The organism is Mesorhizobium sp. P160927 (assembly GCF_057766385.1).
The window spans coordinates 568,270-586,443 of sequence record NZ_JBYMDW010000001.1 but is presented as its reverse complement, the minus strand read 5'-3'; the positions used below and the strand labels follow the sequence as shown (position 1 = coordinate 586,443).

Sequence of the window (18,174 nt, the reverse complement as noted above, 5' to 3'; positions counted from 1 at the left end):
CGTTAGGAGAGTGCCCGGAAACGCAAAGCCAGCCGGGGGTTATCACGGACCGCGCGCCATGCAAACAATCTTGAAAATCGGAACACGCGGCAGCCCGCTGGCATTGGCGCAGGCGCATGAAACACAGGCGCGGCTGATGGCCGCGCACGGCATGCCGGCGGAGGCGTTCGAGGTCGTCGTCATCTCGACCAGCGGCGACCGCATCCAGGATCGGCCCCTGTCGGAGGCTGGCGGCAAAGGCCTATTCACCAAGGAAATCGAGGAAGCCCTGCTCGCCGGAGCGATCGACATCGCCGTGCATTCGTCGAAGGATATGCCGACGCAATTGCCGCCCGGCCTGGAACTCTCCGCCTTCCTGCCGCGCGAGGATGCGCGCGATGCCTTTGTCGGCAAGGCGGCGAAGACGATCGCCGAACTGCCGGAAGGGGCGAAAGTCGGCTCCTCGTCGCTGCGGCGGCAGGCGTTGATCCGCCGCATGCGGCCGGACCTCGAGGTGGTGATGTTCCGCGGCAATGTGCAGACGCGGTTGCGCAAGCTGGACGAAGGGGTCGCGAGCGGCACCATCCTTGCCTATGCCGGCCTGAAGCGGCTGGGCCTGGAAGATGTTGCCACCGACTTGATGCCGCTAGACAGCTTCCCGCCGGCGCCAGGCCAGGGTGCGATCGGCATCGAGACCCGTATCGGCGACCGCGAGGTCGAGAAGATGCTGGTGGCGATCCACGATGTGGCGACCGGGCAGGCACTCGCCTGCGAGCGCGCCTTCCTGGCGGCGCTCGATGGCTCCTGCCGCACGCCTATCGCCGGCTACGCCGCGTTCGAGGCCGGAAAGCTCTCTTTCGCCGGGCTGATCATATCGCCCGACGGTACGCAGTCGCACACGGTCGAGCTACAAGGGCCGGCACAGGACGCCGCCCGCATCGGTGATGAGGCAGCGCGGACGGTGCGTGCCGAGGCCGGCGAAAAGTTTTTCGACGGCTGGCTCTGAAGATGCTCCGCGTCCTGGTCACCAGACCGGAGCCGGGTGCGTCTCGCACCGCGCGAAAGCTGGAGGAGACGGGTTTTGAGCCTCTTCTCCTGCCCTTGACGGAGACGATGGCGTTGCCGGTCGATGCCAAGGGGGTTCCGGACGACGTGGCCGCCGTCGCCATCACCAGCGCTAATGCGGTGCGCCATGCCCCCAGGGATATCATTGCGGTCCTGTCCAACCTGCCCTGTTATGCGGTCGGCAGGAGGACCGCGGAGGCCGCGCGCAAAGCCGGCTTTCTCTCGGTCAATGAGGGGCCCGGCGATGCCGAGGCGCTGGCCGACGGCATGGCAATCGCGTTTTCCGGCAAAACGATCGTCTATCTCTGCGGGCGTGTGCGCTTTCATGCCTTCGAGCAGAGACTGAAAGCTGCTCATGTCCAGGTCCATGCGGTCGCGACTTATGGCACGCTTGCGGTAACCCATTCGGAGGAAGCGGTCCTTCAGCTGATATCCGGCCAATCCGTGGATGCGGTGCTTCTCTATTCGGCCAAGGCGGCTGCCGAAATGCAGATTCTGGCCAGGCGACCGGCCCTGCATCAGACCTTTGAAAAGACGCACTTTTTCGCCCTTTCCGCGCGGATTGCCGTCGCTTTCGGCGACAGCACCGGCAAAGCAATGCACGTTGCCGCGCGGCCCGACGAGGAGGCGCTGCTGGCACTTTTGCGGGCACGGCCCTGACCCGCGTCATCACACCGCCCCTTTTCACCGCTTGGTGATGTGCTAGACCCTTTCTGAACCATCACGCGCCGCCAGGCGTTGAGACGAAGCGAAATTGCGGAGCCCCTGCATGGTCAAGACGCCGAAGATGCGACACTCGAAAGGCCGCCGCGAGCCGGTGACCATCGATCTCGATCCGGGCGCCGTCTCACGCATCGTCGACGAGGATGCCGCCAAGAATACCGCTCAGACCGACGAGGCGAAGGCCGAGGAGGCGGCGAACGCCTCGCGGCCAGAGCCCCCGGAAGAGCCGGTACATGACGACCAGACCGATCTCGAACCTTGGGAGCATGGCGATGCCGCCGCCGGGCAGCCTGGCACCGAAGTGCCACCGCAAGCCGAGGCCAAAGCCACTGAGCCGGAAATGCCTTATCCCGGTACGGATACATCCCCCAACCGCGCCAAGGCTTCCGACTACAATTTCGAGGATGCAAACGCCAAAACCGCCGAGACCAAGGCGGCTTTCGGTAAAACCAATTCAAGGAGCGAACCGATGGCCACGCAGCCGAAGCGGGGCGGCCTCAACGGCATCGCCGCCGGCATCATCGGTGGTGTCATCGCCCTGGTCGGGGCCGGTGGCCTGCAATTTGCCGGCGTGCTCGGTGCGCCGGGTGCCGCTCCCGGTGCCTCGCTAGACGGCGTCAATGGCGAGATCGCCTCGTTGAAGAGCGAAATCGCGGACATGAGGGAAGCCGGCGGCAGCGGCGGTGGATCGGCCAAGGTCGACGGCCTGTCGTCGGCGCTGGATCAGGTCAAGAGTGATGTCGCGGCGCTGAAATCAGCGGTCGAACAGGGTGGTGCGGGCGACAATGCCGGGCTTGCCGCGCTGGGCGACAAAGTCAAGCAGATCGAAACCACGGTGGCAGCCCTCGGCAAGGCCGGCAGCGCGGCGCCTGTCGATCTCGACCCGCTCAACGAAAAGCTGGCGGGTCTCGATGCGCTGGTGAAGTCGACGGGCGAGTCGGCGAAGGCACAGGAAGGCCGTCTCTCCGCGCTGGAGCAGTCGGTGTCGCAGCTTTCCGGCAAGGTCGATGCGCAAGCGTCGCAGCCAAAGATCGCACTCGCCATCGCGGCCTCGGCGCTGAAGGCGGCGCTCGACCGCGGCGCGCCGTTTTCGGCCGAACTCGATACGCTGGCCACGATTTCGCCTGATGCGCCCGAACTCGCGACCTTGCGGCCCTATGCCGAAAAGGGCGTGCCGACCCGTACCGAGATCGCCTCGAAGATGGATGCCGCCGCCAATGCCATGGTCGCCGCCGCCACGCCGGTCGATCAGAATGCCGGCTTCCTTCAGAACCTGATGTCGAGCGCTGAATCGCTGGTCAAGGTCCGGCCGATCGGTGCTGTCGAAGGCGCCGGCGCACCGGAAATCGTGGCGCGCATGGAGGTTGCGGTCACCGAGGGCGACTATGCCAAGGCACTCAGCGAATATGACACGCTGCCTGAAGCCGCGAAGGCCGCGGGCGCCGACTTTGCCGGCAAACTGAAGGCGCGCATCGAGGTCGAAACCCAGGTCGACGCGCTGATCTCCGGCGCGATGAAGGCATGAGGGCAACACGATGATCCGCCTGCTCGCCTTCCTCATCGTCGTCTTCGCGCTCGGGCTGGGCTTTGCCTGGCTGGCCGATCGGCCGGGCGACATGGTCGTCACCTTCAACGGCTATCAGTACCAGGTGAGCCTCATGGTGGCGGCGGTTGCCGTCGTCGCTGTCGTCGCCGCGGTGATGATTGTCTGGTGGCTCATCAAGTCGCTGTGGAACAGCCCCTACACCATCTCGCGCTATTTCCGCGTGCGCCGCCGCGACCGTGGCTATCAGGCGCTGTCGACCGGCATGATCGCCGCCGGCGCCGGCGACGGGGCGCTTGCCCGCAAGAAGACCAAGGAAGCAGCCAAGCTGATCCGCTCCGACCAGGAGCCGCTGATCCATCTGCTCGAAGCACAGGCATCGCTGCTCGAAGGCGACCATGAAGGCGCGCGCCAAAAATTCGAGAGCATGCTCGACGATCCCGAAATGCGGCTGCTCGGCCTGCGTGGGCTTTACCTGGAAGCCGAACGCCTGGGCGACCGCAACGCCGCCCGGCACTACGCCGGCCGTGCCGCCGCAGTGGCGCCGCAACTGGCCTGGGCGGCCGAATCGACGCTGGAGGAACTGACCGCGCGCGGCGACTGGGATGGTGCACTGAAACTGGTCGACGCGCAGAAGTCGACGCGGCAGATCGAGCGTGACGCCGCCAACCGCCGCCGCGCCGTGCTGTTGACCGCCAAGGCGCAGTCGCTCGCCGACAGCGATCCCGCGGCTGCCAGGACAGCGGCGATCGAAGCCAACAGATTGCAACCGGATTTCGCCCCCGCCGCCGTTGCCGCCGCCGCGGCGCTGTTCAAACAGAATGACGTGCGCAAGGGCTCGAAGATCCTCGAAGCGGCGTGGAAGGCCGACCCGCATCCCGAAATTGCCGAGCTCTACACCCATGCGAGGCCGGGTGACGCCGTGCTCGATCGGCTGAACCGGGCAAAGAAGCTGCAGGAAATGAAGAAGAACCACGCCGAATCGTCGATGACGGTGGCGCGTGCCGCGCTCGACGCGCAGGATTTTTCAACCGCCCGCCGTGAGGCAGAGGCCGCGATCCGGATGGACCGACGCGAGGGCGCCTATCTGCTGCTCGCCGACATCGAGGAGGCCGAGACCGGCGATCAGGGCAAGGTGCGGCAGCTGCTGTCCAAGGCGGTGCGAGCCCCGCGCGATCCCGCCTGGGTCGCCGACGGCGTTATCTCCGAGCGCTGGGCGCCGGTCTCGCCGGTCACCGGCCGGCTTGACGCGTTCGAATGGCGCGCGCCGATGGAGCGGCTTGGCCAGCTGATCGACAGCCGCGATGAGCCGGACGCCCCGGCAGTGGCCATCGAGGCGCCGGGCAGGCCGGAAAGGCCGGTCGAGGTGATCGATCACGCCGCACCGGGCGACGAGGCGACGGGCAAGGACGCCGAAAGCCGCGAGGATCATGTCACACCGGTCACGGCCGCCGCCTTTGCCGCGGTGCCCGCCGACGCCGAGGCCGTCGAGCCGGCGGAAGAACTGGCGCGGCTGCCGGACGATCCAGGCGTCGATCCGGACGACGAGGCGGAAAAGTCGCCCCGCCGGTTCCGGCTGTTTTGATTTTGGGCAGGCCGTTGGGCCGTTTGGGAATGAATTGATGTTCGAGCGCGTTCTGTCGTTTCTCAGGGATTTGCCGGCCGGCTCCGGCAGCCATGCCAGCACGGACGATCCGCGCGTCGCGGCCTCGGCGCTGCTCTACCATGTGATGAATGCCGACGGCGTGCGCCAGGATGTCGAATGGGAGCGGTTCAAGGCGGTGCTGGCGCAAAGCTATTCGATCAGCGGCGCCGAACTCGAAGCACTCGCCGCCGCCGGCGAGCGGGCTGACAACGAGGCGATCGACCTCTACGCCTTTACCAGCGTGCTCAAGCGCCACCTTGACGCGGAGGGGCGCAAGGCGTTCATCGGCCTGATGTGGGAGATCGTTTATGCCGATGGCGAACTGCATGAGCTGGAGGACAACACGGTGTGGCGTGTCGCCGAGTTGATCGGTGTCGAACGCCACGACCGCGTCGAGGCGCGGCGCAAGGCGGCGGCGCACGCGCCGGGCGCCACCGGAACATCCTCGGACGAATAGGATTTTCGCCGTCCCATGCCGCGCCAGACGAGGTCGAAACCAAAAATCCTGATCGTGCTGCATCAGGAGAATTCGAGCCCCGGACGCGTCGGCCACATGCTGCTCGAAGAGGGCTTCGATCTCGACATCCGCCGCCCGCCGCTCGGCGACGCCTTGCCGGGGACACTGGATGGCCACGCCGGCACGGTCGTCTTCGGCGGTCCGATGAGCGCCAATGACGAGGACGAGTTCGTCCGTCGCGAGACCAACTGGCTGCAGATTCCACTCAGGGAGAACCGGCCACTGCTCGGCATCTGTCTTGGGGCGCAGATGCTGGCCAATCATCTCGGCGGCAAGGTCGAGGGCCATGGCGAAGGGCTGGTCGAGATCGGCTGGTATCCGCTGAAAGCGACCGAGGCTGGCAAGAAACTGATGCACTGGCCGGAGATGGTCTACCAGTTCCATCGCGAAGGCTTTTCGCTGCCGTGCGACGCGACGCTGCTGGCCACGAACGAGACCTATCCCAATCAGGCCTTCCGCTATGGCGATAATGCCTGGGGCATCCAGTTCCACGGCGAACTGACCCGAGTGATGATGCAGCGCTGGGTAGTGCGCGGCGCCCATCGTTTCGAACTGCCGGGCGCTCAGCCCGGCCGCGACCACCTCGGCGGCCGGCTGATATGGGACATGCATTTGAAGCGCTGGCTCGACGAGTTTTTGCGCACGATTTTTGGCGAACCTGTGGCGCGGTAGTGCCTGGGCCGGCGCTTTGACCGCCGACTTATGACAGCGGGCCTTCGAGCCTAAAAACTAGTCCGAAAACGTTACGCTCACGCCGCGCTGCCGAAAATAAGCCTGCATCAACTTGCGGCCCGAGCGGTTGCTCTGCGCCAATTTGGCAGGATCGAACACCGCCTGTTTTATCCCTTCTCGCCCCAGCGCTGCCTTGAGCGTCGCGATATGGACATCGATGTCGGCATTGTCCGCCCGGAGCGACGCGTAGATATTTTCGGTCGCTTCGGCCACGGTCGGTTCGCTCACTTGTGTCGTCCTTTGGTTGGTTCGGCGGGGGCTTAGCATAAATTCGCTGCCCCGTCAGTTTCGTCCTTTGAGGTGCCTCACCTTGCGCAGCGCCGGGAACAGATAGGCCCACAGGCCGGCAACCGCGACGGCGCCGACGCCGCCGATCACAACCGCCGGAACCGTGCCGATCAGCGCCGCCATGGTGCCGGCGCGAAATTCGCCGACCTCGTTGGAGGCGCCGACGAAGACTTGGTTGACGGCGTTGACGCGGCCGCGCACCTCGTCGGGCGTCCACAGCTGGATCAGCGTTTCCCTGATATAGACGCTGAACATGTCGGTGGCGCCGAGCAGGGCAAGTGCCACAATCGAGAGCCAAGTGAGGGTCGACAGGCCGAACAGCACGGTGCAGGCGCCGAACGCCGCCACGAAGCTCAGCATGATCTTGCCGGCGCGGTCGCGGATAGGATGGCCCGCAAGCCAGACGGCGACGCAGATCGCGCCGATCCCCGGTGCCGAGCGCAGCAGGCCGAGGCCCCAGGGGCCAAGCTGCAGAATATCGCGGGCATAGACCGGCAGCAGCGCCGAGGCGCCGGACAGAAGCACGGCGAAGAGGTCGAGCGAGATGGCGCCGAGCACGATCTTCTCGCTCCAAATGTAGCGGAATCCGGCAAACAGCGTCTCCATTGTCGGCTTGTCGGTGGCGGTCTGTTGCGCGGGCTTGGGGATGGTGAAGATCAGCAACGCGGCGGCGAGCATCAGGACCGCGGCGGTCGCATAGGCCATTTCCGCCGACACGCCATAGAGCAAGCCGCCGGCGACCGGGCCGACAATCGTCGCGGTCTGCCAGGCGGAGGAGTTCCAGGCGATGGCATTGGCGAAATCGCGCTGCGGCACGAGATTGGCGAACAGGGAGGACGAAGCCGGCCCGTAGAAGGCGCGGGCAATGCCGAACATGACCAGCACGGCGAAGATCGGCAGCGGGGTCGTAAGGCCGCGCAGGGTCAGAAACAGCAGAGCCAGCGCGCAGGCGCCTTCGACCAAGGTCGCCAGCGTCATGATCAGCCGGCGGCCGAAACGGTCGGCGACGACACCTGTAACCAGCACCAGAAGCAGAGACGGCAGGAACTGGACGATGCCGACAATGCCGAGATCGAACGGGTCGCGCGTCAGATCATAGACCTGCCAGCCTACGGCCACTGAAACGATCATGGTCGCGAAAGTGGTGAGAAAGCGCGCCGTCCAGTAGCTGAGGAAGGCTCTGTGCCGGAAAGCCGCGTAACGCTGCTCGGGCAAGGTTTGTTCTGGTATCATGCAGTGAGGCCCCGTTGCTGTGGGCATCGGCGCGCGGGGCACTTCCCGAATGGGCGCTGTTCGACCAATGGAACTTGGTAAAGTTCGGGGCGGATATGCTTTAAAATCAAACCCGGATCAAGCGACTTTCGATCCGCACCACCGATAGCACGCGGAAGTTACTGCCGCAGCGCAGCTGAAATCGCTTCCAGCCCGCCTTTCAAGTCGGCCTCCGTCGGCCAGCCGAAGCCGACGCGGAAAAAGCGCTTTTCCATTTCGAACCAGTGGCCGGGCCCGACATAGGTGCGGTGATCTTCCAGCAGCCTGACATAGAAGCCGTCGAAGTCGAAGCCGGGTTCGACATTGAGGCGCGGGAAGCCGACGACACCGCCGTCGGGCCGCACCCAGTCGACCAGCGGCTCGCGGTCGATCCAGGCCTGGACGATGTCCCGGCGGCTGCCATTTCGGGCAGCAGCTTCGCCAGGAAAGCGTCGCGGCCCTCCAGCACGCCGCGCGCGATGCCTTCGTCGACGACGCTGCCGCAGATGCCGATCTGCTCCTTGGCGGCCAGAAATGTCTCCTGAAGGGCCGCATCCCTGGTGATCAGCCAGCCGATGCGGATGCCGGGAATGCCGAAGGCTTTCGACAGCGACGAGACGCTGATGGCCTTTTTGCTCAGCGAGGCCGCCGAAGGCAGCCGCCTGCCATAGGAGAGATCGCGATAGGTTTCGTCGACCAGCAGACGGCAGCCGCTGGCCTCGGCGAGCGCGACCAGCGCGTCCAATTCGGTACGGCTCATCATGGTGCCGGTTGGATTGTGCGGGCAAGTAACGCTGATCAGCTTCGTGTTCGGCCGCATCGCGGCCTTGACGCGCTCGACGTCGATGGCGAAGCCTTCGTCGAAGGCTAGGTCGACAAAGCTGATGGCGCAGCCGATCGCCCGCGGCGTTTCGATGTTGGTGGCGTAGTTGGGCCGGATGACGACAAGGTGATCGCCGGCCGAGAGCAGCGAGGTGGCGATGATGAACAACGCGCCGGCCGCACCCGCCGTGACCAGCACATCGTCGGGCGCGATGCCAGCATCCTGCGCGGCGATCAGCCCGCGCAATTCCCTGTCGCCGCGATGCTCGCCATAGAAAAGGGTCAGATCAGGCAGCGAGAGGCCGATGTCGGGAAGTTTCTGATCGGCGATCGAACTTTCGGAGAGGTTGTAACGGATACGGTCGTAACCGTACTCCTCCGGCGCTTCTTTCTCGATCACCATTCTAGTGTAGTTCATGGCTCCCCCAGATCGTCTTGTCCCAGGTTATCCAAGCCACAAAAGCACGAAGCCTGCCAAGGCGAATTCGCCGGCAGGCTTCTGTTCCAGTCGTCCTAACGATTGGCTCATCTTCCAAATCGCCTCAGGCCAGGACTTTGGCCTTCCGGCCTTTGCCTTTGACGGGGGCGACCACGGCGGCCTTGCGGCCGAGGCCGATCGACTTCGCCAGTTCGGAGCGCGAAGCCGCGTAGTTGGGGGCAACCATCGGATAGTCCGAAGGCAGGCCCCATTTGGCGCGATAGGCGTCCGGCGTCAGGCCGAAATGCACACCGAGATGACGCTTCAGCGATTTGAATTTCTTGCCGTCCTCGAGGCAGATAATGAAATCCGGCGTCACCGACTTCTTCGGGTTGGCGGCCGGGACCAGCGGTGCCGCCACGGGGGCGACCGGCTGGCCGAGCCCGCTGATCGAGGCGCTAACGCTGGCGATCAGCTCGGGAAGGCCGGACGCAGGCAGGCGATTCTTCTCTACATAGGCGGATACGATATGGGCCGTCAGTTCGAGAAGGTCGAGGGTCTTGCTGGCGTGGCTGTTTTCGTCGGTCAATCTATTTCCTCCATCCATGGCGCATAACCTCGAAAATGGGGCCGTTTTCAAAAAGGATGATGCGCAAAATTAAAGTGAGTCGTCTCGAGCGTCGCGCGCGACGCGATGTAGTCGGGCTGACTTCCTAGTCGGCAAATCTGCACAATGCAATCTATCGGCGCGACATCACACGGCATTTTGAACAACTATACTAAACTGTAATAATATCAGACGATCAGCGCCTTGTCGCGCCACAGACGAAATCCGCCTTCAAAGGCGCGTGTGTTGTCACCGCGCCTGGAGTCAGGGGGCAATTCGTCGAGCTTGTCGACATTGCCGCCGCCGATGACGACATAGTCTGGCTGAAGGGCGGCGCGTAGCCGGTTGACGACGTCGAAGACATGACCGCGCCACTTCTTCTTGCCGCGCTTTATGAGGCCGCGTTCACCGACATAGTCCTCGAAACTCTGGCCTTTTCTGTAGGGAAGGTGGGCGAGTTCCATCGGCTGGCCGACATTGTCGAGGACCATCGCCGCACCGAGGCCGGTTCCGAGGCCGAGGAACAGCATGCGCCCGCCCTCATAGCTGCCGAGGGCCTGCATCAGCGCGTCGTTGACCACCTTGACCGGCTTGCCGAACTCAGCGGTGAAATCGAAGCCGGCCCAGTCCTTGCCGAGATTCATGGGATCGAGCACCGGCTTGTTTTGACGCACGGGGCCCGGATAGCCCATCGAGATAACGTCGTAGGTCAGGCCGTCAGCGAGCTTCTTCACCTTGTCGATCATCTGCCTTGGCGTCAGGTCAGGCCCGGAATCCGTCCGGCGCTCGGTGCCACCGTCGCTGGTCAGGATCTTGACGTGCGACCCGCCAATGTCGATCGCCAGCACGACCTGCCCGGTGTCCGACGCAGCCTTCTTAACCACCTTGGCCATCTCGTCCCCTCCACTCATGCGACCGGGTCGATCCAGCCATTGGGCGGCCCGAAGCCGGCCATGGCGTCCGCTGGCCCCCACGTCCTCGGCTCGTAAAGATGCGGCGGTGTGGTGTCGCCGAGCACCGGACCGACGATGCGCCAGGCGAGTTCGGCAGCGTCCTGGCGGGTGAAGAGCTGGCCGTTGCCGTTCATGGCGTCGCCGATCAGCCGTTCATAAGGCGGCATGTCCCCCTTCGAATCGTCGAGCGCGGTGAGTTCCACCTGCTCGCCGATCATGTCGTCGCCGGGCGCCTTGCGCTGGGCGCCGATGGCAATCATCACCTGCGGGTCGATGCGGAAGCGGACGTAATTCTGGTCGGCGGGCTTGATCGGGTCGAAGACATCGAGCGGCGGCCGTTTCAGCCGCACCACCACCTCGGTGACATGCACCGGCATGTTCTTGCCGGCGCGGATGAAGAACGGCACGTCCTGCCAGCGCCAGGTGTCGACGAAAAAGCGTACCGCCGCGAAGGTCTCGACCGGCGAGTTCGGCGCCACGCCGGGCTCGGCGAGATAGCCGGTGAACTGGCCGCGCACGACATCGTCTTTCGTCAATGTCCGGATGGCGCGCAACACCTGCACCTTCTCGTCGATCAGGTCGTCGGCGGAGCGGCCGACCGGCGGCTCCATGGCCAGGAGCAGGAGTATGTTGAGCAGATGGTTCTCGATGACGTCGCGGATGGCGCCGACATCGTCATAGAACCGCCCGCGCCCCTCGACGCCGAAATCCTCGGCCATCGTGATCTGCACGCTCTCGACGTAATTGCGGTTCCAGATCGGCTCCAGCAGGGAGTTGGCGAAGCGGAAATAGAGCAAGTTCTGGATCGCCTCCTTGCCGAGATAGTGGTCGATGCGGAAGATCGACTGTTCGTCGAACACCAGGTGCAGCACCCGGTTCAGCCAGCGCGCCGACTGCAGATCGTGGCCGAACGGCTTTTCGACCATCAGCCGCGCGCCATGCGCGGTGCCGGATTGCTCCAGCCCTTGCACGACGGTCTCGAACATGGACGGCGGCACCGCCATGTAATGCAGCGGCCGCTGGGCGCTGCCGAGTGCCGTCTTCAGCTTCTCGAAGGTTGTGGGATCGCGATAGTCGCCGCTGACATAGCGCAGCAGCGACGCGAACTTGGCGAAGACCGTCTCATCGACGGCGCCGAGGGCATGGACGATGCCGTCGCGGGCGCGGTCCTGCAACTGCTTCAAGTCCCATGCATCGAAGGCGACGCCGATCACCGGTTCGGTGAGCGTGCCCTTGGCGACCATCTGGTAAAGCGCTGGAAATATCTTCTTGTGGGCGAGGTCGCCGGTCGCTCCGAAGAGCACCAGCGTATCGGACCGTTCCTGGCTCATGCGAGCGTCTCCCCTGTCGCCGTCACTTGCCGCCCTTCGGCTTTTCGATGTGCCCGCCAAAGGCATAGCGCATGGCGGACAACAGCTTGTCGGCGAATTCGGATTCGCCTTGCGAGGAGAAGCGGTCGAACAGGGCCGACGACAGCACCGGTGCCGGCACGCCGGTGTCAATCGCCGCCTTCAGCGTCCAGCGGCCCTCGCCGGAATCCGAGACCCGGCCGCCGAATTGCGCCAGACCCGGATCGCTCTTCAGCGCGCCGGCGGTGAGATCGAGCAGCCAGGAGCCGATGACGCTGCCATGCCGCCACACCTCGGCCACCTGCGGAAGGTCGATGTCGAACTGGTAGTATTGCGGGTTTTCCAGCGGGCTTGTCTCGGCGTCGGCCGTCCGCTGCCGTTTGCCGGCATTGGCCGACTTCAGGATGTTCATGCCTTCGGCATAGGCGGCCATGACGCCGTATTCGATGCCGTTGTGCACCATCTTGACGAAATGGCCGGCGCCGCTCGGTCCGCAATGCAGGTAGCCATAGGGCGCGGTGCCGGCGGTCTTGTCCGGGGTGGGCGCGCCGGCATCAGCGCCAGGCGCCAGTGTGGCAAAGACCGAATCGAGGTGCTGCACCGCCACGTCGGGACCGCCGATCATCAGGCAGTAGCCGCGCTCCAGCCCCCAAACACCGCCACTGGTGCCGACATCGACAAGATGCATGCCCTTGGTGGCCAGTTTCGCGGCCTGGTCGACGGCGTCGTGATAGTAGGAATTGCCGCCGTCGATGACGATGTCGCCGGGCTCCATCAGCGCCGCGACCTGATCGATGATCCTGCCGGTGATCGCCGCCGGCAGCATCAGCCAGACACAGCGCGGCTTGGCCAGCTTGCCGACGAATTCTTCCAGGGATGCCGCCCCCAAGGCGCCGTCGCTCACAAGCGCCGCGACGCTGGCCGGGTTGATGTCATAGACGACGCATTCGTGGCCGTCGCGCATCAGCCGCCGCACCATGTTGGCGCCCATCCGGCCCAGTCCCATCATTCCGATCTGCATGGTTTCGTCCCTGTTTCCTAGAGATTTTCTGGGGTTGTCGAGGAAGGATCTACTGGCTGTCCTGCGCGCCTGACATGACGGAGAAGTCGACATTCTCCCAATCGCCGGTTCCGGGCCAGAAAAAAGTGAAGAGCAGTGTGCTTCCGTTGAGGAGGCTGGCCGTGGGTAGATCGACAAGGTGAAGGCCGAAAGCGTTTTCCGCTGTCCGGCTGTCGTGGGCGGTTGCCCAATTGTCCGTGCTCCAGTGGACGGTGGCCGCCGTCAGCAGCTCGACGCGCAATGTCTTGCCCTCGGGCAGTGCGCGAATCTTGTTGTTGAAGCGCCACGCCCTGAACGACGATACGGTCTTGTCCTGGATGTAGCGCTTCACGCCTTGCGGCGGCATATCGAAGACGGCGCCATCGCGGAGCGAGCGCAGCAGCTTGATGTGTTCGGAATGCGCCCAGACCAGTGGCATGGCGCTGCCCGATGGCTTGCCATGCAGCAACTCGCGTTCGGGAATATCGGCGCCGTCCCACACCTGTTCGGGCAGCAGGCCGCCAGGCCCGGCCGACCGTTCCAGCGCATCGAGCAAGCTGGCCGCCTTGTCCTTGCTCCCGGCGGCCAGCTCGTAATGCGCCCTTTCGCCGGCCAGCAGGGGCCAGGGCCGGCCCTGGCCGGTGCCGTCGAAGGGCGCGCCATCCTCATGCTCGCCATAGCCGTCGCTGTTATAGCGGTACCAGAGCGGCCCTTGCGGCAGTTCGCAGCGCAGCTGCGTGTCGATGACCTTGACGGTGTCCACGATGCGCGGATCGTCGGCGGCTCTCAGGCCAAAGCGCACCAGCGCCAGCGCATCCGGGCTGACGATTTCCTCGGCCGGCCGGTCCGTGTCGCCGGGTGGGCGGTTCTTGATCGGCACATAGCCGTCCTTCGGCGAGCCGGCGTCGGGGTCGTCGGGCGGCGCAATGCGGACATAATAGCCGCCGACGCCGACGGTCTTGCAGATGGCGGTGCCGCTGACATAGGTCCAGCGTTCGACCTGGTCGTTCCAACAGTCAGCTGTTTCGCGCAGGTAGGCCGCCTCCGCCGCTTTGCCGCAGGCGTCGAGCAGGTCGGCGCCGGCAAGCAGTGCCGCGATCTCGACGGCCAGCGTGAACGGGCTATAGCCGGCGTCTTCTTCCCAGCGGTCCTCGCCGGTGACCGGACCATTGCGCACGACATAGGAGGCGGCGCGCTCGATCATCGGCAGGAAGGCCTTCAGCCTGGCACGCGGCAAGTGGCCAGCGCGATGCAGGGCATCCGCCAGCAGCAAGGGAAAGGCGCATTCGTCCATCTGGATGCCAGGCCAATAAGCGGAGCCATCGAGCCATGCGTTCTGCGGCCAATGGCCGTCCGGCTGCTGGATGAAGCGGAGATATTCCAGGATCCGCAGCGCCGAAGCGGCATCGCCGGCGGCGAGAAAGCCGCCCGCCGTTTCGACCAGGTCGCGTGGCCAGACAAGATGGTCGCCGCCGAGATTATCGTCGCCTTTGTTGAATCCCCATGGGATCGACAGGCTGGCCACCGCCGCCCCGGGCATTGCCGACGACCGGTGGGTTGCCAGCACTGCGGTGGAGACGCGGTAGCTGTTCACTCCGGGGACCGCGTGGCGGTCCAGTGGCAGCAGCCCCGCCTGCCATTTGCGCCATTGTTCGACGTACAATTTCGCCGCCGGTTCAAAACCCTGCTTCAGGCTGGCGAAGGCGTTTTCGGCGGCTTCGTCCGGTGTCGTCCCGAAACCCAGCGCCAGCACGGTTTTTGTGTTGGCGGCGGTGAAGCCGATCTCGCCGGTCAGCGCGACATTGCCGTCCTCGGCACGCCGGCAAGCTGTGTCGAGCTTGCCGGTATTGTTGAGTTGCTGCCAGCCGTCGGAGAAGCCGACATAGCCGGCCGAGCAATCCCGCCAGGGCAGGGACGAGACCAGCGCCAGGCAGGTGCCGCGCCCCGAGGCAAACAGGACAGGCTTTCCCTGGTACTCGCCGACCCAGGCGGTGTTGCCCATGCCGGCATTGACCAGATGCGGCGCCAGAAGCGCGTAGACGCGGTAGTCGGCCGCGGAGCCCTTGATCGGGCTGAAGGTGATTTCCTGCACCAAGGTCGGACGCGCCGGATCGGCCAGAATACGCTTCTCGATCCGGTAGGCGCCGTCATCGGCTGTATTGGCCAGCCTGTAGGCGGGCACGCCGTCCTCGAACGGCCCGATGCCGTGCGAGGCATCGCGCTTCTCCTCGGAGAAATAGCCATCCCTGCCGGTGACGATGAGGCCGAGGTCGCGCGTGCAGGCGCTGTCGACGCGCGGGTAATACACCTCGTTCAGGATCCCGTGGCTGATGGAGAACCAGACGCGGCTGGACGGCGAAAGCGCCGAGCCGACTCCGCTCTTGGCGCTTGAGGTCCAGCGCGCGGGAATTCCCGGTGCGCCCGGCGGCACAGTCGGCGTCACTGCCATGCTTGTTCGCTCTCCTGGCCCGCATGCCTAGCCATCAAACGACGCCATTTCAATCAGCGCACCGCAAGTTGATCGCCGGCGCACATCGGATTGCAGTTGACAGCCCGCCGGCCTTCTGCACTTTTGTCTGACAATAGATAAAAAACAGGATCGCAATCGCGAAATTCGTCGACAATCAAACTGATCAGCAACTCTCGGGAGGAGTATCACATGAAGAAACTATTGGTTCTCAGCACGCTTGCAGCGGTGCTCGCGGCCGGTACGGCTTTTGCGGACACCAGCGGCAAGAAGATCGCGTTCTCCAACAATTATGCCGGCAATTCGTGGCGGCAGGCGATGCTCGACAGCTATGGCATCGTCACCAAGAAGGCCGTCGACGACAAGGTCGTCGGCGCGGCCGATGTCTTCACCACCGCCGACAAGGAAGTGCCGACCCAGGCCGCCCAGGTGCAGAACCTGATCCTGCAGGGCTATGACGCCATCGTCATCAACGCCGCCTCGCCGGATGCGCTCAACGGCGCCATCAAGCAGGCCTGCGATGCCGGCATCACCGTCGTCTCCTTCGACGGCACCGTCACCGAGCCTTGCGCCTATCGCGTCGTCGTCGACTTCAAGGACATGGGCAAGCAGGAAGTCGAGCACATGGCCAAGTTCCAGCCCAAGGGCGGCAATCTGCTTGAAATCCGGGGGCTTGCCGGCACCTCGATCGACGATGCCATCCATGCAGGCATCCTCGAAGGCGTGGCCGCGCATCCCGAATTCAAGATCGTCGGTTCTGTCACCGGCGACTGGGACCAGACCACGGCTCAGAAGGCGGTGGCGACCATCCTGCCGTCGCTGCCCGACGTCGTCGGCATCGTCGACCAGGGCGGTGACGGCTATGGCGCCGCGCAAGCCTTCGCCGCCGCCGGCAAGCCGCGCCCGACCATCATCATGGGCAACCGGCAGGACGAATTGAAGTGGTGGAAGGAGCAGAAGGACAAGGACGGCTATCAGACCTGGTCGGCTTCGATCGCGCCGGGCGTATCGACGCTCGCCTTCTGGGTGGCGCAGCAGGTGCTCGATGGCCGCAAGGACATTCCGCACGATCTGCTGGTGCCGTATCTGGCCTTCACCCAGGACGATTTCGAGGCGGCCTTGCCCAAGATCAAGGAGGGCGGTGTCGCCACCCACGAATACACGCAGGAAGATGCCATCGCGGCGATCAAAGCCAATATCAAGTGAAAGTCGCAGACGCGTTGCCGCGGGCATCATCGAGCGGATATCGTTGAGCATGGCTGCAGGCGACGCGGACATCATCAGACAGGGCGGCGCCGAAAACCAATTCGGCGCCGTCAGCGTTGACATCGTAAGACTTGACGGTGCCGAAAAGCATTTCGGCGCCGTCAGGGCGCTAGGCGGGGTGGATTTCCATGTCGGGCCCGGCGAGTGCGTCGGCCTCGTCGGCCATAATGGCGCCGGCAAGTCGACGCTGATGCACATGGTGGCCGGGACCTCGACGCCCGACGGCGGCACGATCACCGTGCATGGCGGCATCGAGGACAACTACTTGGTGTCGCGGGCGCAGCAGCTTGGCATACGCTGCGTGTTCCAGGAACTGTCGCTGTGCCCCAATCTCAGCGTCGCCGAAAACACGCGCATCAATCATGCTTCGCTCACCGGCTTCGGCTGGCGGCGCAAGGCGGCGGAGCTGATCGCCGCCAAGCTGGACGAAATTTTTCCGGACCATGGCATCTCGGCCTGGGACGTTGTCAGCGATCTGTCGATCGGCCGGCGCCAGATGGTCGAGGTGGCGCGTGCCTTCACCGTGACTCAGGACCGGCTCGACCTGGTCATCCTCGACGAACCGACCTCGTCGCTCGACGCGCACACATCGGGCCAGTTGCTGGCCTTCGTGCGCCGCTTCGTCGCCGGCGGCAAAAGCTGCATCCTGATCTCGCACGTGCTGGGCGAGGTGCTGCGGAACGCCGACCGGATCGTGGTGATGCGTGACGGCAAGGTGGTGGCGTCGGAAGCGGCTGGTGCGTTCGATCGCGACCGGCTGGTGACCGTGATGGGCGGAGCCGAGGCGCGCGCGAAGACCGCCGCGCAGGCCGCTGCCGCCAAGACAGGCGCCAATCCGCTTCGCGTCCGGGCGCGGCCCGCCGGACAGGCGGATGGCAAGGATCTCGTCGCGCGCGCGGGCGAGATCATCGGCCTTGCCGGGCTGGCCGGTCACGGACAGACCGACTTGCTGCTGCGTATCTTCGACGCCGCCGCACGCGCCAAGCCCGGCATCGAGGTGACGGCGCCGGTCGCGCTGGTGGCGGGCGACCGCCAGTCCGATGGCATTTTCCCGCAATGGTCGGTTGCCGAAAACATCGGCATCCGCTCGCTGGCGCGCTTGCGCAACGGGCTGTTGATTTCACCCCAGCGTGAGGCCGAATTGGCCGCGTTCTGGCAGAAGAAGATCGGCATCCGCACGCCTGACATGAACAACAACATCTTCTCGCTCTCGGGCGGCAACCAGCAGAAAGCGCTGTTCGCCAGGGCGCTCGGCTCCGATGCCCAGATCGTGCTGATGGACGACCCGATGCGCGGCGTCGACATCGGTACCAAGCTGGAGGTCTACGATCTCGTGCGCGAGGAGGCGGGCCGCGGACGCTCCTTCCTCTGGTACACGACCGAAACCGAAGAGCTCGACAATTGCGACCACATCTATGTCTTCAAGAACGGCCGCATCGTCGCCAATCTGACGCGCGACGAGCTGACCGAAGAGAAGATCATCCAGTCCTCCTTCGGCGATGCGGCCTGA

16 protein-coding genes are annotated in these 18,174 nt (G+C 64.8%); 8 read left to right on the top strand and 8 right to left on the bottom strand.

Annotation, left to right across the window (positions count from 1 at the left end; translation table 11 throughout):
- Positions 1-58: 58 nt before the first annotated feature.
- From hemC to AC3CB8_RS02895, 6 genes are all read left to right on the top strand, one after another.
- Entirely contained in the window at positions 59-985 is a 927-nt protein-coding gene (gene hemC / locus AC3CB8_RS02920) for a hydroxymethylbilane synthase (RefSeq protein WP_352563962.1), read from the top strand.
- Positions 986-987: 2 nt separating this feature from the next.
- Complete coding sequence (locus AC3CB8_RS02915) at positions 988-1,704, top strand: uroporphyrinogen-III synthase (RefSeq protein WP_352563963.1); 717 nt, start codon at positions 988-990, stop codon at positions 1,702-1,704.
- 109 nt (positions 1,705-1,813) lie between these two features.
- On the top strand, positions 1,814-3,292 hold the full coding sequence (locus tag AC3CB8_RS02910) for a COG4223 family protein (RefSeq protein ID WP_352563964.1): 1,479 nt from the start codon (positions 1,814-1,816) through the stop codon (positions 3,290-3,292).
- Between the two features lie 10 nt (positions 3,293-3,302).
- On the top strand, positions 3,303-4,895 hold the full coding sequence (locus AC3CB8_RS02905; protein ID WP_023771861.1) for a heme biosynthesis protein HemY: 1,593 nt from the start codon (positions 3,303-3,305) through the stop codon (positions 4,893-4,895).
- 37 nt (positions 4,896-4,932) lie between these two features.
- Positions 4,933-5,412 (top strand): tellurite resistance TerB family protein, encoded by a 480-nt coding sequence (locus AC3CB8_RS02900; protein ID WP_015315071.1) that lies wholly within the window; start codon positions 4,933-4,935, stop codon positions 5,410-5,412.
- Between the two features lie 15 nt (positions 5,413-5,427).
- Complete coding sequence (locus AC3CB8_RS02895) at positions 5,428-6,144, top strand: glutamine amidotransferase (protein ID WP_023771860.1); 717 nt, start codon at positions 5,428-5,430, stop codon at positions 6,142-6,144.
- A 57-nt stretch (positions 6,145-6,201) separates the two neighbouring features.
- On the opposite strand, the gene AC3CB8_RS02890 is transcribed toward AC3CB8_RS02895, so the two are convergent.
- The 8 genes from AC3CB8_RS02890 to AC3CB8_RS02855 all read right to left on the bottom strand — a co-directional run bounded on the left by AC3CB8_RS02890 (position 6,202) and on the right by AC3CB8_RS02855 (position 15,380).
- Complete coding sequence (locus AC3CB8_RS02890) at positions 6,202-6,471, bottom strand: hypothetical protein (RefSeq protein WP_051407630.1); 270 nt, start codon at positions 6,469-6,471, stop codon at positions 6,202-6,204.
- A gap of 15 nt (positions 6,472-6,486) precedes the next feature.
- A complete protein-coding gene (locus AC3CB8_RS02885; RefSeq protein ID WP_352563965.1) occupies positions 6,487-7,725 on the bottom strand; it encodes an MFS transporter in 1,239 nt (412 codons plus the stop codon).
- Between the two features lie 199 nt (positions 7,726-7,924).
- On the bottom strand, positions 7,925-8,983 hold the full coding sequence (locus AC3CB8_RS02880; protein ID WP_352595866.1) for a pyridoxal phosphate-dependent aminotransferase: 1,059 nt from the start codon (positions 8,981-8,983) through the stop codon (positions 7,925-7,927).
- Between the two features lie 124 nt (positions 8,984-9,107).
- The gene (locus AC3CB8_RS02875) at positions 9,108-9,590 is read right to left on the bottom strand and encodes a Ros/MucR family transcriptional regulator (protein ID WP_435053033.1); all 483 of its coding nucleotides are present in this window, start codon (positions 9,588-9,590) and stop codon (positions 9,108-9,110) included.
- A 188-nt stretch (positions 9,591-9,778) separates the two neighbouring features.
- A complete protein-coding gene (locus AC3CB8_RS02870; RefSeq protein WP_023771855.1) occupies positions 9,779-10,483 on the bottom strand; it encodes an ROK family protein in 705 nt (234 codons plus the stop codon).
- Between the two features lie 14 nt (positions 10,484-10,497).
- On the bottom strand, positions 10,498-11,874 hold the full coding sequence (gene zwf / locus AC3CB8_RS02865) for a glucose-6-phosphate dehydrogenase (protein WP_015315078.1): 1,377 nt from the start codon (positions 11,872-11,874) through the stop codon (positions 10,498-10,500).
- Between the two features lie 22 nt (positions 11,875-11,896).
- A complete protein-coding gene (gnd, locus tag AC3CB8_RS02860; protein WP_140618400.1) occupies positions 11,897-12,913 on the bottom strand; it encodes a phosphogluconate dehydrogenase (NAD(+)-dependent, decarboxylating) in 1,017 nt (338 codons plus the stop codon).
- 49 nt (positions 12,914-12,962) lie between these two features.
- On the bottom strand, positions 12,963-15,380 hold the full coding sequence (locus AC3CB8_RS02855; RefSeq protein ID WP_352595862.1) for a glucan 1,4-alpha-glucosidase: 2,418 nt from the start codon (positions 15,378-15,380) through the stop codon (positions 12,963-12,965).
- A gap of 210 nt (positions 15,381-15,590) precedes the next feature.
- Between AC3CB8_RS02855 and AC3CB8_RS02850 the strand changes: the two genes are divergently transcribed.
- On the top strand, positions 15,591-16,604 hold the full coding sequence (locus AC3CB8_RS02850) for an ABC transporter substrate-binding protein (protein WP_023771853.1): 1,014 nt from the start codon (positions 15,591-15,593) through the stop codon (positions 16,602-16,604).
- A gap of 49 nt (positions 16,605-16,653) precedes the next feature.
- Positions 16,654-18,174, top strand: coding sequence for a sugar ABC transporter ATP-binding protein (locus AC3CB8_RS02845; protein WP_352563969.1), 1,521 nt, complete (start codon positions 16,654-16,656; stop codon positions 18,172-18,174).

Coding starts and splice junctions, on each gene's coding strand:
- hemC (WP_352563962.1), top strand. CDS start 59: ATGCAAACAATCTTGAAAATCGGAACACGCGGCAGCCCGCTGGCATTG.
- AC3CB8_RS02915 (WP_352563963.1), top strand. CDS start 988: ATGCTCCGCGTCCTGGTCACCAGACCGGAGCCGGGTGCGTCTCGCACC.
- AC3CB8_RS02910 (WP_352563964.1), top strand. CDS start 1,814: ATGGTCAAGACGCCGAAGATGCGACACTCGAAAGGCCGCCGCGAGCCG.
- AC3CB8_RS02905 (WP_023771861.1), top strand. CDS start 3,303: ATGATCCGCCTGCTCGCCTTCCTCATCGTCGTCTTCGCGCTCGGGCTG.
- AC3CB8_RS02900 (WP_015315071.1), top strand. CDS start 4,933: ATGTTCGAGCGCGTTCTGTCGTTTCTCAGGGATTTGCCGGCCGGCTCC.
- AC3CB8_RS02895 (WP_023771860.1), top strand. CDS start 5,428: ATGCCGCGCCAGACGAGGTCGAAACCAAAAATCCTGATCGTGCTGCAT.
- AC3CB8_RS02890 (WP_051407630.1), bottom strand. CDS start 6,471: ATGCTAAGCCCCCGCCGAACCAACCAAAGGACGACACAAGTGAGCGAA.
- AC3CB8_RS02885 (WP_352563965.1), bottom strand. CDS start 7,725: ATGATACCAGAACAAACCTTGCCCGAGCAGCGTTACGCGGCTTTCCGG.
- AC3CB8_RS02880 (WP_352595866.1), bottom strand. CDS start 8,983: ATGAACTACACTAGAATGGTGATCGAGAAAGAAGCGCCGGAGGAGTAC.
- AC3CB8_RS02875 (WP_435053033.1), bottom strand. CDS start 9,590: ATGGATGGAGGAAATAGATTGACCGACGAAAACAGCCACGCCAGCAAG.
- AC3CB8_RS02870 (WP_023771855.1), bottom strand. CDS start 10,483: ATGGCCAAGGTGGTTAAGAAGGCTGCGTCGGACACCGGGCAGGTCGTG.
- zwf (WP_015315078.1), bottom strand. CDS start 11,874: ATGAGCCAGGAACGGTCCGATACGCTGGTGCTCTTCGGAGCGACCGGC.
- gnd (WP_140618400.1), bottom strand. CDS start 12,913: ATGCAGATCGGAATGATGGGACTGGGCCGGATGGGCGCCAACATGGTG.
- AC3CB8_RS02855 (WP_352595862.1), bottom strand. CDS start 15,380: ATGGCAGTGACGCCGACTGTGCCGCCGGGCGCACCGGGAATTCCCGCG.
- AC3CB8_RS02850 (WP_023771853.1), top strand. CDS start 15,591: ATGAAGAAACTATTGGTTCTCAGCACGCTTGCAGCGGTGCTCGCGGCC.
- AC3CB8_RS02845 (WP_352563969.1), top strand. CDS start 16,654: ATGGCTGCAGGCGACGCGGACATCATCAGACAGGGCGGCGCCGAAAAC.